The sequence below is a fragment of the uncultured Nostoc sp. genome (genome assembly GCF_937863485.1).
Classification (GTDB): domain Bacteria; phylum Cyanobacteriota; class Cyanobacteriia; order Cyanobacteriales; family Nostocaceae; genus Nostoc.
The window spans coordinates 1-14,676 of sequence record NZ_CALMFY010000170.1 but is presented as its reverse complement, the minus strand read 5'-3'; the positions used below and the strand labels follow the sequence as shown (position 1 = coordinate 14,676).

Genomic DNA, 14,676 nt, shown 5'->3' with positions numbered 1-14,676 from the left:
ACTCGGCTAACAGTCATTGAAGATGACGATTCCAACTACTAAAATCTAAAATTACCGATTGGGCAGTAGCACTCTATGTGTAGCGGCTTTATACGTATGCTCAGAGTAACCCTGTCAAGGTGGGTAAATTTTCCAAAAAATAATTCTTCTTTCCTCTGTGTTCTCTACGCCTATGTGGTTAAAAAGTAATTTATTTAACTACACAGGCACAGAGAGTGTAAGTTACCTTGACACAGGTAATCCTGAAAGTGCAAGCAACTATGCTATCTATGCAGTTACTACACTGTCTAGATGCGAGAGTTGGGGAATTTGGGTGACAAGGGCTTTACCGATTTCTAGAGAAGATGTGGCCGCAGGAGAAGGAGCATTGCAAACATGGATGGAGTTTTGACCGGAAACGATCAAAAAGTCCTCTACAAGCTTGCCATCGTTCATTAAGGCTTGAGCGCGGACTCCTGCGTGGGTGGGAACTAAGTCTTCTGCTTGAACTTCAGGAATTAGTTTTTGCAAACTTCTGGTGAAGGCTGCTTTGCTAAAGGAACGAATGATTTCTTGGATGCCTTCATCAGCGTGTTTGGCTGCTAACTTCCAGAAACCAGGATAGGTGATGACCTCAACAAAATCCCGCAGATCAAAGTCGGTTTTTTTGTAACCTTCGCGTTTGAGCGATAGAACCGCGTTTGGCCCTGCATGGACGCTACCATCAATCATCCGAGTAAAGTGAACACCCAGGAAGGGAAAATCTGGATTGGGAACTGGGTAAATTAGTGTCTTGACCAGATAGCGTTTTTCTGGTGTGAGTTCGTAGTATTCTCCCCGGAATGGGATGATTTTTGCTTGGGGTTCAACTTGACCTAATTTAGCAGTGCGATCGCTATGCAATCCAGTACAATTAATTACAAAGCGTGTTTCAAAGCTACCGTTGTTTGTTTCCAGTACCTGATTTTTACCACTTGGGGAGATTTTCAGAACTTTTCTATTGAGGTGTAAATCCCCACCCTGCTGTTGAATTAGCTCGACATATTTCAAACAAACTTGCGTGTAATTAACAATACCAGTTGAGAATACCCGAAGTCCACCTACACATCTTACATGAGGTTCAATTTCCTTGACTTCTTCGGGGCTGATTTTCTGGACTTCTATGCCATTTTCTAAGCCGCGTTTGTAGAGATTTTCTAGCCGTGGTAGCTCTTGTTCTTCAGTTGCAACAATTACCTTACCACAAACTTCATGCTCAATTCCATACTCTTGACAGAATTCTACCATTGAGCGAGAACCGTCACGACAAAATTTAGCTTTGAAACTCCCTGGCTGATAGTAAATACCAGAATGAATCACCCCGCTATTATTGCCTGTTTGGTGAAATGCCCATTGGCTCTCTTTTTCTAGTACTAAAATACGCGCATTAGAATAGCGTTTTCCTAAAGCCAACGCTGTCGAGAGTCCAACTATTCCCCCACCTATAATCGCAAAATCATACATTAGTATTATCGCACTTTAAATTACAAAAAAGTGAGGAGTCAGAAGTTAGAAGTTAAAACTCATAACTCTGCCAATTTTAGATTTTGAATTTTGGATTTTGGATTAAAAAAAATTTAAAATCTAAAATCTAAAATCTAAAATCCAAAATTGAATGACTCATAACTCTCCCTTACCATACCTTCCAAGGAGCTTGACTGTTCTTCCATAGCCCCTCTAGGTAGTTTTTATCACGTAAAGTATCCATCGGTTGCCAAAAACCATCATGTTTAAAAGCTGCTAGCTGTTCCATATCAGCTAGCTTTTCTAATGGCTCTTGCTCCCATACCGTAGAATCATCGGTGATTAAGTTAATTACTTCTGGTTCTAGCACAAAAAAACCACCATTAATCCAAGCTCCATCACCTTCAGGTTTTTCCCGAAAGCTGGTAATTTTAGTTTGCTCATATCCTAAAGAAATGGCACCAAAACGTCCTGCTGGTTGAACGGCTGTGAGTGTTCCTAAGGTCTTTTGTTCTTTATGAAAGTTAACTAGCTCGGTGATATTAATATTACTTACACCATCACCATAAGTAAAGCAAAAAGTCTCATTACCAAGATGTTCACTAATTCGCTTTAAGCGTCCGCCTGTCATGGTATTATCACCCGTATTTACTAAGGTAACACGCCAGGGTTCAGCATAACCAGAATGCACGTTCATTTGATTAAATCGCATGTCAAAGGTAACATCTGACATGTGTAAGAAGTAGTTAGCAAAATACTCTTTAATTATGTAACCTTTGTAACCGCAACAAATGATGAAATCATTAATGCCGTGGGCGGAGTATGTCTTCATTATGTGCCAGAGAATTGGCTTACCACCAATCTCAACCATCGGCTTGGGTCTGATACTAGTTTCTTCACTGAGGCGTGTACCAAGCCCTCCAGCCAAAATCACCGCTTTCATGCAATTACCTCGGAGATTTGTAGGGGTATTATTATTTGACCGTGCCGTGCCAATTTTAGATTTTGGATTTTGGATTTTTGATTAAAAGAGTTTTTTGATATATGCCCCGCTCTGAAAGTGGGCGGAACAAATCTACTCATCCGCTCATGGGATTTAATGACTAACCCCAAAGACGCTCGTTCGCAAGTAGCGTGTTGCAGACAAGACTCGCTAACGCAAATCTAAAATCCAAAATTGTTTGATTTTCTCGACATGAAGAGGATGCACTTAGATGGAGAAAAATTTGTTTTTGATTTCTTTTTCTCCGTCAATAATCTAACTATAATTTTTGGCAAAATTATGAAGGTGATATGAAATAAAATCTTTTCTATATAAAAGCTCTATGAATACCTATAAAGATGAAAATAACTTACTGAATTAAATAAATAATGTTACCCAATAAATAACTAGGGTTAGCGTAAGCTAACCCTAGTCAGGCTTGATATCATGTCCGTTGAATTACTTATAATAAAAAAACCTTAAAAAACCTATAGCTAAAGCTACAAGCTCCCTGCCCCTAATCCCCACTTCGTGGGGGCTAGGAGTTCCCCTATTAAGAGCTACGGTGTATACACAAGTCTGAAATAGTTTACTCACCTGGTTTTTCGCGTCAGTTTTACCCCACCCTAACCCTCCCCTTAGAAAGGGGAGGGAACTAGATTCCTGTTTCCCCCCTTAGAAAGGGGGGATTAAGGGGGTAATTTGACTTGTGTATACACCGTAGCTATTAAGAGAGGGGCTGCTCTTGAGAGGGGGAGCATCCCAATGCAAGCAAATTTACCAAAATCATTAGAAGTCAATTGCGAATGAAGCCTACTCCAACTCTACAAGACGCTCCGCGAACCCAGAACCGGTAGGGTAACCCAAATGAAATGTTGCAATTCGCTTCATCTGTACAAAGCGATTGCTTTGATTGACTGCGTTCCGTACCTTACGGGAAGGCTCCGCCTACGCAATGACAAATTATGTTTTTACACATTTGGGATGCTCCCCTGTTGAGAGGTCACGCAGAAATCACAAGTAATTTACCAGACATGATATGATTTATTAAATCAAAACCAATAATATGCCAGTAAAAAAACTTACTTGTTTTTAGTTAGTTTTTTGGAGATTACTTGAGCCTTGGAATAAAGGGTCACATTGATTTTCTACAACTACGCATACGTTATTGAGTGCTTGCTGATAATTTTCCATATCATCTTGCTCAAGAAAGATTTTGGCAGATGTCTGTACATCTTGGATAGCTTTCGTCTGGTTTTTGTTAGATTCACTACCGCCATATTGTGCCAGTTCATAACGAACCATACCTCGTTTGAGGTACGCTTTTGCTAGTCTGGGGCTAATAGTTAGTGCTTGGTTAAAGTCAGCGATCGCTAGATTATATTCTTGCTCATAATTGCTGCTATATTGGGCAATTTGATAATAGACAAAACCTCGCTGAAAGTAAGCTTCTGCTTTGGATACATTAAGTTTTATCGCTTGAGTAAAATCTGCGATCGCTCTTTTGTAAGCTTGTTGAGATTCACCGCTGTATTTAGCCATTTGGGTGCGGACAATCCCCCGTCTGATATAAGCTTCAACTTCATTATTATCCAGTCCGATGGCCCGATTATAGTCGGTGATCGCTAGATTATATTCTTGATCAGGATCGTTGCTATATTCGGAAAGCATAAAGCGGGCATTACCCCGATTCACAAGAGCTTTGATTTGATTGGGGTTGATTTTGAGAGCTTGACTATAATCTACAACTGCTCCTTCGTAGTCTTTCAGGTTATAGCGGGCATTGCCACGATTCACAATAGTTCTGGCATGTGTAGGTTGTTGTTTAATTGCTTCGCTAAAGTTGACAATTGCTTTTTCATAGTCTCGGTCTTTGTAAGCAGCGTCACCCTGCTGATAGTAATCAGCGAAGCTAAGTTTGTTATTTGTCTGGCGAGAATTCAATGTTTGTTGGGTGTAAGCATTTTGGGTAACCAACGGCTGAGTAAATTTAATCATTACGTCTGCATATCCCAATAAACCAAAACCCATCAAACAAAAAATAATCGGGTACAATTTTGACTTCTTGGAACGTTTATAAGATGAACCGCTTGGGGTAATTACTGGCTGCCAAGAATTAGCTAAATGCGGTGACATCGCTCGCTGTGGCAAATACGGTGTCTGAGTGTAGCGCTTTTTCGGTTTGATTCGCGGTTGTAAATGTTCTCTTGCTTCTATAGCCCGATGTGATGGGAAGGGGTCACGTCCGCCTAATCGCACAGTCCGTTCACACCACGGACAGCTACGCATATGGTTGTTGTAGCGATGCTGGGGATTTGTAGTGCAGGTAATCAGAGAATCTTCGGCTTCAGCTATTACTGAGAGCCAAGTCTGGGCACTGGGGCGCAGCTGTGGGTTGTTGTGACCCTCTTCAAAACAACGGACAAATAGTTCCTGTAAGCTGGGATGGAGAATTTCCCAAGGGGGTGCAATGGGTGTAGGAAGGTAGGGTACGTACCGCTTTTGGCTGTAAGTAAAATGACCCGATGCAATTCGGGCTTCGTAGGATGGTGGCTCAATAGCGCCTTGAAAAATCCCAGAAAATGGGTGGGTGCCTTCCATTAAAAGTTGAAATACCAGCACCGATAGCCCAAACAAGTCGTGAGAAATTTCGCGATCGTGCTGGGCAAAAGTTTTATTCTGTAGTTCTGGTGGGGTAAACTCTGGTTTACCTACTGGGCAGCGATAAACAACATTGTTGTTTGGGTCGAGTACTTGGAAAGAGTCTGTGTCTATCAAAGTCACCAGTGCTGTGTCACTGACGAGGATATTTGACTCATTCACATCGCCAATGCAATATCCACTAGCGTGCAAAGCTGCAAAAGCCGCCGCCAAGTTGCGAGCCGTGCGGAGCAGGTACTGATAGTTAAATAGGGGGCAGTGTTGGCGACGGGTTCTGGGGTTGTAAAAGTCGATGATTGGACGCATCCCTTGAATCCGTGGCATCAAAAATCCCACGATGCTATTTTTGCCATCTGCTGCCCGTAATAAATCCTCTGGCCAAGCGATAGAGATATGCCCCAAACTAGCCGTAGGGTTTTCTGGCGGGTTGGCAAGCATCGCCTGGAGTTTTGCAGCATAGGCAGTCGTTGGCTTGTGGTAAATCTTCGCCACCAAGTTGTTATCGGATGGCACTGCATAAACACAAGCTTCACCGCCACGCCCCAAACTGACATTGAGGCTGAGGATTTCTTTTCTAGGGGAACAACGTAGTACCTGCATAATGAAATTACCGCTAACGGAAGTTATTGTAAGATGTCAAACCTGTAGATTTATTGCTCATGAGTCGTTGAATGCAGCTATAATGAGTGTCAAATCATCATCAGTGCGTTGGGTAATCCGCTCTGAGCGTAAAAATTTTATCAACTGCTCCTTGGCTACTGTCTTATCGTCAGTATTGGCTACAAATTCAAACAACGGAAAAAAGAAGGGTTTGTGAGGTTCGCCAACAACCATATTCAAAGCCAGCATTTGTAGTCCGTCAGTGATGATGCCAACATTTACTATGTCTGTGCGCCAGACTCTCATCTGCGCTGCATCTAAGGCAGTAGGCGAAGTTAAAAAAGTGGTTTCGTTAATGTATTCGCCACTGTCAGGCATGGTAAGTGCCAGGAGGTTGCCCATCCGATCTTTTGCCACTGCCAAACCATCACCTATCTGTGCCACAGCTACAACTTCTGGTGTAGCGACCATCATAATTAAGGTAGTTGCTAAATCTTGAGGCTGTTTGTCACAAGTAGCCGCCTCATCCTCCACAGCTTTTTTGGCGGCTAGTATGGCACCATTTAAGAGCGATTGCACATAGGCATCATCAGTCAGAATTTTCCGGGTGAGTCCTTTAGTGGAAATGTTTTCGATCGCTGTTTCCACAGCAACCATCGCTCCCACTTTCCCAAGGCTAGCAGAACCTGCGCCATCTGCTGCGGCCGCCACTAAAACATTATCTGACAATATCTGCCAGTGATGAGCATCCTGACATAACTGATTGTTTTTTAAGTGACTTGTACCACATACAGACGCAGCCACAATTCGCCATTGAGCAATCTGTTTTGATATATTCATAGATTTTTTTCCAGCAGCTAGCTGTGTAAACATCAAGCTGCAATCTTTAATTAAACAGTCCCCCAACCAATCGGCGGTAATGCTACCTGTTCGTCCACCTGCGAATGAGAAACAGATGACATACTAGTTGATAGCCAGACAAACATCTCGATAAAATTTAATCCTTTGAGTTTCAGCGGGGTACGCACAGCTATTTGATTTAAACGCGTCATATTCGCATTTTCTACACCTACTGTAAAAAATGCTACACGTTTATTTTCTTCATCTCGCTGTAGACGCTGGGCTGCTTGCTCTACCACATGCTCTAACTCGCCTTGGGGTTCTCCATCGGTAATCATGAATACCCAAGGACGATAGTAAGCAATCCCATTGGCACGATACTGAGATTTACGCTCTTGAATTATGTCTAAAGCTTTATGAATTCCTGCACCCATCGTAGTCAAGCCTTGAGCTGTCAAAATCGGCGGATTGAATTGATCGGCAGTCACAAAGTCTTGTACTACATTGATATTACTATCAAAAGTTACGATCGCCACTTCCACCCGTCTTGCGGCTAAGGAATTTTTGACTAATTCATCCTTTAAACTTAGTAAACCCTGATTTAAAGCCTCAATCGGATCTCCTTGCATCGAGCCAGATGTGTCTAGCAAGAGCACACAAGGACAACGTGGTTCTGGATTCTCGGCAAATTCTACTACTTCATCAAGTCTTAATGTATCATGCATAACTTTTTGTGTTATGTTAAAGTCCAATGCTTTATTTCCCTTTTCTCAGAGTATATAATTCCAGTCGCCGAGACGACTACAGAATATAATATTTAGTGGTAGATGCTCTAATCTTTATTAAACAAATTATTTTCATGAAGTTCACTATATATTTAAGAAGAACTTGAGTACAGCTTAGTTTAGCAAAAAATAGTTTATCAAAACCCAGAATTACCTGTTGTAATGTATCTACCAAAAATTTATATCCCTTAAACATACATTACAATAAATACCTAAACTTTCCTAGATATATTTTTAAAGATTCTATATAGGAGAAATTGTTCCTTTATAGGAAAGTCATTAACCACAATCAAGATCATTAACTCTAGAAGTATACCAGTGTAACTGCGTGAATTTGGATTCAAATTTGCCTCTTTCAGTAAGCGGGTATAAATAAACGTCGTTATTCAGGTCTTCAGCCAAGAGTTGTCGCTAGTGAGTAAAATCTAGAAATAACTAGCATTTACTGATAGTTTAGCTATGATATGTGTTTACCTTTATTCATACTCACCTACTAATTTTTTGAGATAAATTAAGTAGAACGTGCCAAAGACAACAAAAAAGTTATAAAAATTATAACTTTTAATATATATACATATTTTAAAAGAAATAATTTTTGCATAGAGAAAAATTACAAACAAGAGAATACTTCATAGCTGATATTTTCCATTTACAAATGTTCGGTTGTTGATTCCGCAAAAAAAACTGAAAGAATATGAATAATTCCGGTGCATTCACTAAACTACGTCCTCTAAGTTTGTTAAGACAGTTATCTAATTGCTCGGATAGTACTTGTTTACAAGCATTGAGTAATTCAGTTAGTTGGTCGATTTACCTAGAACAAGGCAAAATAACCTACGCTACCCATTCAGTGGAACCGTTTGATCGACTAGAACGTCATTTGCGTCGCCTCAGCCACCAAATTCCACTATTGACTACTGAGGTTCGTGTTCAATTACGTTTGATGTTTGAACCTGACTCACACAGTCAGTTAATCGAACATGACAGCAATTCGAGAAACCACCCTCCTGAGTATCAGGCTATATCCTGGCTTGTTAGTGAACAACATCTACATTCTACACAAGCAGGAGTGCTGATTCAAGAATTGGTTAAAGAGGTGATTGAATCATTTTTGCTAATCAAAGAAGGGACTTATGAATTAACAGAATCACTGAATAGAATGCCAAAAATTTGCAGGCTAGATGTAGAAAAAATTCTCGAACGTTGCCAAGTAAGATTACAGAATTGGCAGGCTTTTGTTCCCCAAATTTCTTCTCCATATCAACGTCCATATCTGTTGATTAACAGCAAAATCGAGGAAAAAGATTTACCAACACTCCAGCCAGATTTAATTAATTGGATGAAGGGTTTTAGCCTGTGTCATCTGGCGGTAATTTTGAATCAAGATGAAATTCAACTGGCTCGTAATTTATACCCTTACATACTTCAGGGCGGGATTATTTTGCATGAACCCGATCCACCATTTGATAAATTACCAAAGATATTTGAAGAGCGTTCGCTTTTCTCAAAATTAATTACATTAGTTGATACCAAAGAAAAACTAAATACCACCGTCAAGTCTTACCCAGATATTTCTGAAGAGAATGTAGCTGCTGTTCACCAATTACCACAAATTTCTGCTCCTCCAAAAGAAAACTTTCAGGAACCAACGATATCAAATAACATAAATCCTGCTTACCAAAGAGTAACGGCTGCTACTGTAACGGCACAAAAAGTCCACAAAATCGTTTCTGTAGATGATAGCCCCACAATTCTCAAAGAAATTAGCCATTTCTTAGAAAATGAAAATTTTTCTGTAGTGACTATTAACGATCCACTAAAAGCTGTTTTGTCAATTATAAGGCACAAACCGGACTTAATTTTGCTGGATTTAAATATGGTAGGAATCGATGGTTATGAGTTGTGTCGGATTATACGAAATAATTCAACTTTTCAAAATACTCCGATCATTTTTGTCACTGGGAATAAAGGAATTGTAGACAAAGTAAAAGCGAAACTGGTAGGGGCATCTGGATATCTCACCAAACCGTTTTCACGCGCAGAATTGCTGAAAACAGTCTTCATGCATTTGACTTAAATTAACCACAAAATCTAATGAATTTGAGCTAGTGAGAATCAATCAATATGGCGACAGTTTTAGTTGTTGAAGATGCTCCTTCTCAGTTGGAGTTAATCAATAGTTTTTTAAGAGAGAATGGACACACGGTAATTAAAGCTTATGATGCCAAAGATGGGATGAGTAAGGCAATAACTCATCGTTTGGATGCGATTATTACTGATGTGGTAATGCCAGAAATTAGTGGTTTTGAATTCTGTCGTCAACTCAAAAAAAATCCAGTGACTCAAAAAGTACCAATTATTATTTGTAGTTCTAAAAATCAGCTAATTGACCGAATTTGGGGAATGCGACAAGGTGCAGATGTTTATTTAACTAAGCCTTTTACTAAACAGCAATTACTACATGCGCTCAAATCTCTTGTAGAGTGAAAAGGGAATATAGGGATTCTCATTTTACTGAGGTACATGGGTTAGGTGTGCGAGTATCTGTGTTCATCTGCGGTTAATTATTTTTTCTGTACCTTACCCATGCGGTAACCGCTATACTGTCCGTGAGTATCATTGGAACAGGAATGTACCTTAGCTTAACCGAGAAGTATTATATTCAAAATGTAATCAACTCAAGTTGGCAAAAGGCCCATTGCCACAATAGACAGGCTTGCCGATGCAAAAACTGGCTCCTGTCTGCTACAAAGTTTTAAGATATGGCAGAGAAATTATAATTCGGGTTGTTGTAGCCTGGATTTGATATGGCGGATGTTACAAGGTCAGGACTGCTGAGTAAACTGCTGACATCAGTGCCGATAGCTTGGCTGGGCGTAGTACTACCTAGCGATATCAGTTCGCCACTAACAGAGAAATTCCAGCCTTCATTACCAACGAGTGTTTTGCCATCACCACTGGTTTCAATCCGATTTCCAAGGAGATTGCTATTACTTACACTGGCAGTGTTGCCATTACCAAGGATGTCATTGTTACTACTAGTCTGTGTATTAGCATTACCAAAGATGTCGTTGTTATTGCCTAAGTTCCAGTTACCATTACCGGAGGTTGTGTTATCTTTACCAAAGCTCCAGTTGCCATTACCTTTGGTTTTGCCGCCATCATTGTAGTTCCAGTTACCGTTACCGTTGGTTGTATTGCTACTACCAAAATTCCAGTTCCCATTACCGTCGGTTGTGTTGTTACTACCATATAACCAGTTACCGTTACCTTGACCACTGTTACCAGTAGCATTTGCACCATCTAAGTTTTGAATATCAAATACCCAGTTGTCGCTGTTATAAGGTACAGGTAGACCGTTACCTGTTTCAGGTAGGTTGCTACCACTCTCCTTGGAGGGGGGAGTGCTGCCAAATGGTAAGTTACCAGGGAGGTTGCCGCTAGCGGCGGTATTGTTACCACTAGAGGCACTACCACCAGATGCGTTACCACCAGCAAGGGGGTTGCTACCACCACCAGATGTGCTACCACCAGTAAAGGGGTTGCTACCACCTAATGCGCTGGTATCACCGCCAAGAACTTCAATCAGTTGATTGAACGGATTATTAGTATCAGTTAAAGCCCGCTTGTCAAGTGGTCGCTCGTAATTGTAGGCGTACTTTCCATCTTTACTGATTGTGGATGAGTTGCCACCACCAATGAAGGAAGCGAAGATATTACTACCACTAGCAGCGCTACCAAAGCTACCGCCACCATCTAAACTGCTGCCATCGGTGGACTGCCATTTGCCATCACTGAAAGAAAAATTGCCATTACCAGTTGAAGTGTTGCTACTACTTTGTGACCCGGCAGTTGTTTGATTGCTATTGTCAGAAGTTGCCATTAGAATTAAATTCCTATTACTTATTACTCAAACTTAAATTCCTCCAACAAGAGGAAGAATCAACGACATGAATGAAAGCATTTTTTGACTTTCATCTTCAAAAAAGAAATACGAATAAATACAGCAAGTACCACACTTGTTAAAACTATACAAAATCAGATTTACATTTAAAATGAACAAAATTTAGATTGGACTGGCCATTGTTTTGGTATTGTTCAGGCAAATTTCAGAAAAATTGCTCAATAATCCTTCCAGTGAATGCTTTAGAGGCAGTTTTAGCAGTAATTTTTCGGCTGAAACAGGGCAAATTTACCTCTATTGAGTACTACAATAGAATGCAATTACACTACAAAAAAGAGTGAAGCCTGATTTTTGTAGTTTGTGGAGTGACAAAATATTACTTGTGAGGTTTTATCGAGTTTTAAAAATTCAAGTTCTGCGATCGCTAATGCTGTTAACTTCTTTATTTCCAGGATTTAAAAACTCGTAGCGAATAAGTGGGCTAATATATATAGTTAGCTCAAACATATCTCCCACTTTGATAGAAGCCAAGACGCCAAGAAAAGATTAGGAAGAGACGTTGTTCTGCCAGTCTAACGTAGTAGGATTGTTCAAGTGAAAGGGTAAGCCTTGCAGGACGAGTAGCCATCGATCGCTAGTAGGCACCCTAAAATGAGAACAAAAGACGATTCCAAAAATAATCACACTCCATGCGTATTTCTCTAAATTGGCTGCGCGAACTAGTAGAGATAAAACTTAGTCCAGAAGAATTAGCCGAAACCTTGACAATGGCAGGGTTTGAGGTAGAAGAGATTGAAGACCGCCGCACTTGGGCAAATGGTGTGGTAATCGGGAAAGTGCTTGAGCGTCAACCCCACCCCAACGCCGATAAATTGAGTGTTTGCCAAGTAGATATCGGTGCAGATGAGACTTTAAATATTGTCTGTGGTGCTGCCAATGTGAAGGCAGATATTTATGTGCCAGTGGCAACTACGGGTACTTACTTACCCAACATCGATTTAAAAATTAAACCTGCGAAACTGCGTGGTGTTGCATCTCAGGGGATGATTTGTTCTTTAAAGGAACTCGGTTTGCCCACTGATGTAGACGGAATTCATATTTTCACCCAGGAAAATTTACCATTGGGTAGTGATGTGCGTCCGTTGTTGGGTTTAGATGATGTAATTTTAGACCTTACCGCAACTGCTAATCGTGCTGATGCTTTGAGTATGGTAGGCGTAGCACGGGAAGTAGCAGCTTTAACTGGTGGAAAGTTGAGCATTCCTGAACCTGGCGAAGTCTCTATTCCTAAAAATGCCGGAAATTTAGCTTTAAAAATTGCCGACACCCAAGCTTGTCCTGCATACATTGGTACGGTAATTGAACAGGTCAAAATTGCTCCATCTCCCGAATGGCTGCAACAGCGTTTGCGGGCTGCTGGAGTCCGTCCCATAAGTAATGTCGTGGATATTACTAACTACGTTTTGTTGGAATGGGGACAACCACTGCACGCCTTTGACTTGAGTCGCTTACAATCTGTTGTAAGTAGTGGAAATTTAACCATTGGCGTCCGCTTCGCCAATAATGGAGAATCCCTCAAAACCCTGGATGGACAAACTCGCACCCTAACATCCCAAAATTTGTTAATTACCGCTAACGACAAACCCGTTGCACTGGCGGGAGTCATGGGTGGAGAAGAAACAGAAGTCCATCAAGGGACTCAAAGTCTAGTTTTAGAAGCAGCTTTATTTGATTCCGTGGCAATTCGCCGTTCTTCCCGGAGTGCAGGCTTAAGAAGTGAGGCTTCTGGCAGATATGAACGCGGAGTTAACCGGGCTGAGTTGGAAATAGCTAATCGCCGCGCCTTATCCTTAATTAGCGAATTAGCTAGTGGAATTCTTGTCCAGCAGGAAATTGCCGACACCCGCCCCCATCCGTCTACCTGGCGTCGTTCTATCGCACTGCGTTTAGACAGAGTTAATCAGATACTGGGGCCAATCGAGTTGGGAGAGGATACAGGTGAACTCCAAGAACAGGATGTTGAGCGCATCCTGACTGCATTAGGATGTCAGTTGACTCCTTCAGACAATGTTCCAGGAGAAGATACCACCCATCAACCCACATGGTCAGTTTCTGTGCCACCCTATCGTTACCGCGACTTAGAGCGAGAAATTGATTTAATTGAAGAAATTGCCCGTCTCTATGGCTATAACAAATTCTGCGATACTTTACCAGAAAAAGCGGAAGCTGGTTATCTGCCTTTAGATGAGGAACTGATTCGCAAGTTACGAGCTTTCCTCCGGGCTGAAGGGTTGACAGAATTAATCCACTATTCTTTAGTCAAACCAGGAGAAGACAGACAGATAGTATTGTCAAACCCGTTATTTGTCGAATATTCAGCGCTGCGAAACGATTTGATATCTGGGTTGATTGACGCCTTTCAATACAATTTAGAGCAGGGTAATGGTGCCCTTAACGGCTTTGAAATCGGGCAAATTTTCTGGCGAGAAGAAGACGGTTTGCAAGAAACAGAAGCCCTTGCTGGGATTGTGGGAGGGGATATTTCCCTTGGCAAATGGTCAAAAAGTGGACGCGAAGAACCCATCACCTGGTTTGAAGCCAAAGGCATTTTAGAAAGTGTATTTCGGCAACTTGGCTTGCAGGTAGAATATCAACCTGATCGCCGCGACGATCGCTTACATCCAGGACGCACTGCTTCTTTGTGGATTCAGGGTAACAGCCTGGGTATTTTTGGGCAACTCCATCCCCAATTGCGACGAGAAAAAGGTTTACCAAATTCCGTTTATGTTTTCCAGTTGGATCTAAATGTACTTTTAGATTCTCTAGGACAAGATGAAATCCTGGTTTCAACATTCCAGCCCTATTCTACCTATCCAGCTAGCGATCGCGACATCGCCTTTTTCGCACCCGTGAAAATCTCAGTTGCCGAAATTCAAAAAGTAATTACCAAAGCGGGTAAAGATTTGCTCGAATCGGTGGAATTATTTGATGAATATCGTGGCGAAAATGTCCCCCAAGGACAGCGGAGTTTAGCATTCCGCTTAGTTTATCGGGCTAGCGATCGCACTCTCACTGAGGCTGAAGTTGAACCAGTACACAATAAAGTCCGCGAAGCCTTGGTGGAAAAATTCGGCGTCAACTTGAGAAGTTAGATTTTAATTAAATTCTTACCCCCCTTAATCCCCCCGATGTATTGGGGGGAAACCGGAAAATTTAGTTCCCTCCCTTTGGAAAGCTGTACCTATGCTAAGAGTAGGCACAATGGATACGGAAACCGGAAAATTTAGTTCCCTCCCCTTGGAAAGCTGTACCTATGCTAAGAGTAGGCACAATGGATACGGAAACCGGAAAATTTAGTTCCCTCCCCTTGGAAAGCTGTACCTATGCTAAGAGTAGGCACAATGGATACGGAAACCGGAAAA

10 protein-coding genes are annotated in these 14,676 nt (G+C 41.4%); 3 read left to right on the top strand and 7 right to left on the bottom strand.

The window, feature by feature from the left end:
- Positions 1–267: 267 nt before the first annotated feature.
- The 5 genes from lhgO to Q0541_RS22890 all read right to left on the bottom strand — a co-directional run bounded on the left by lhgO (position 268) and on the right by Q0541_RS22890 (position 7,290).
- Positions 268–1,482, bottom strand: a complete 1,215-nt coding sequence (gene lhgO / locus Q0541_RS22910; RefSeq protein WP_298915851.1) for an L-2-hydroxyglutarate oxidase — start codon at positions 1,480–1,482, stop codon at positions 268–270.
- A gap of 169 nt (positions 1,483–1,651) precedes the next feature.
- Positions 1,652–2,425, bottom strand: a complete 774-nt coding sequence (gene rfbF, locus Q0541_RS22905) for a glucose-1-phosphate cytidylyltransferase (RefSeq protein WP_298915848.1) — start codon at positions 2,423–2,425, stop codon at positions 1,652–1,654.
- A 1,131-nt stretch (positions 2,426–3,556) separates the two neighbouring features.
- A complete protein-coding gene (locus Q0541_RS22900) occupies positions 3,557–5,725 on the bottom strand; it encodes a tetratricopeptide repeat protein (RefSeq protein WP_298915845.1) in 2,169 nt (722 codons plus the stop codon).
- Positions 5,726–5,782: 57 nt separating this feature from the next.
- On the bottom strand, positions 5,783–6,565 hold the full coding sequence (locus Q0541_RS22895; RefSeq protein ID WP_298915841.1) for a PP2C family serine/threonine-protein phosphatase: 783 nt from the start codon (positions 6,563–6,565) through the stop codon (positions 5,783–5,785).
- A 50-nt stretch (positions 6,566–6,615) separates the two neighbouring features.
- The gene (locus Q0541_RS22890; RefSeq protein WP_273765413.1) at positions 6,616–7,290 is read right to left on the bottom strand and encodes a VWA domain-containing protein; all 675 of its coding nucleotides are present in this window, start codon (positions 7,288–7,290) and stop codon (positions 6,616–6,618) included.
- 754 nt (positions 7,291–8,044) lie between these two features.
- Between Q0541_RS22890 and Q0541_RS22885 the strand changes: the two genes are divergently transcribed.
- Both Q0541_RS22885 and Q0541_RS22880 read left to right on the top strand, forming a co-directional pair.
- The gene (locus Q0541_RS22885) at positions 8,045–9,427 is read left to right on the top strand and encodes a response regulator (RefSeq protein WP_298915829.1); all 1,383 of its coding nucleotides are present in this window, start codon (positions 8,045–8,047) and stop codon (positions 9,425–9,427) included.
- Positions 9,428–9,474: 47 nt separating this feature from the next.
- Positions 9,475–9,837, top strand: a complete 363-nt coding sequence (locus Q0541_RS22880; protein ID WP_298915826.1) for a response regulator — start codon at positions 9,475–9,477, stop codon at positions 9,835–9,837.
- 268 nt (positions 9,838–10,105) lie between these two features.
- On the opposite strand, the gene Q0541_RS22875 is transcribed toward Q0541_RS22880, so the two are convergent.
- Entirely contained in the window at positions 10,106–11,233 is a 1,128-nt protein-coding gene (locus Q0541_RS22875; protein ID WP_298915823.1) for a hypothetical protein, read from the bottom strand.
- 429 nt (positions 11,234–11,662) lie between these two features.
- Complete coding sequence (locus Q0541_RS22870) at positions 11,663–11,785, bottom strand: hypothetical protein (protein ID WP_298915820.1); 123 nt, start codon at positions 11,783–11,785, stop codon at positions 11,663–11,665.
- 158 nt (positions 11,786–11,943) lie between these two features.
- On the opposite strand from Q0541_RS22870, the gene pheT reads away from it, so the two are divergent.
- Positions 11,944–14,406, top strand: coding sequence for a phenylalanine--tRNA ligase subunit beta (gene pheT, locus Q0541_RS22865; protein WP_298915817.1), 2,463 nt, complete (start codon positions 11,944–11,946; stop codon positions 14,404–14,406).
- The last annotated feature ends 270 nt before the right edge of the window (positions 14,407–14,676 follow it).

Bases quoted from the DNA above. Each gene is read 5' to 3' on its own strand.
- Q0541_RS22880 (WP_298915826.1), top strand. From the start codon at position 9,475: ATGGCGACAGTTTTAGTTGTTGAAGATGCTCCTTCTCAGTTGGAGTTA.
- Q0541_RS22890 (WP_273765413.1), bottom strand. From the start codon at position 7,290: ATGCATGATACATTAAGACTTGATGAAGTAGTAGAATTTGCCGAGAAT.
- lhgO (WP_298915851.1), bottom strand. From the start codon at position 1,482: ATGTATGATTTTGCGATTATAGGTGGGGGAATAGTTGGACTCTCGACA.
- rfbF (WP_298915848.1), bottom strand. From the start codon at position 2,425: ATGAAAGCGGTGATTTTGGCTGGAGGGCTTGGTACACGCCTCAGTGAA.
- pheT (WP_298915817.1), top strand. From the start codon at position 11,944: ATGCGTATTTCTCTAAATTGGCTGCGCGAACTAGTAGAGATAAAACTT.
- Q0541_RS22875 (WP_298915823.1), bottom strand. From the start codon at position 11,233: ATGGCAACTTCTGACAATAGCAATCAAACAACTGCCGGGTCACAAAGT.
- Q0541_RS22895 (WP_298915841.1), bottom strand. From the start codon at position 6,565: ATGAATATATCAAAACAGATTGCTCAATGGCGAATTGTGGCTGCGTCT.
- Q0541_RS22885 (WP_298915829.1), top strand. From the start codon at position 8,045: ATGAATAATTCCGGTGCATTCACTAAACTACGTCCTCTAAGTTTGTTA.
- Q0541_RS22900 (WP_298915845.1), bottom strand. From the start codon at position 5,725: ATGCAGGTACTACGTTGTTCCCCTAGAAAAGAAATCCTCAGCCTCAAT.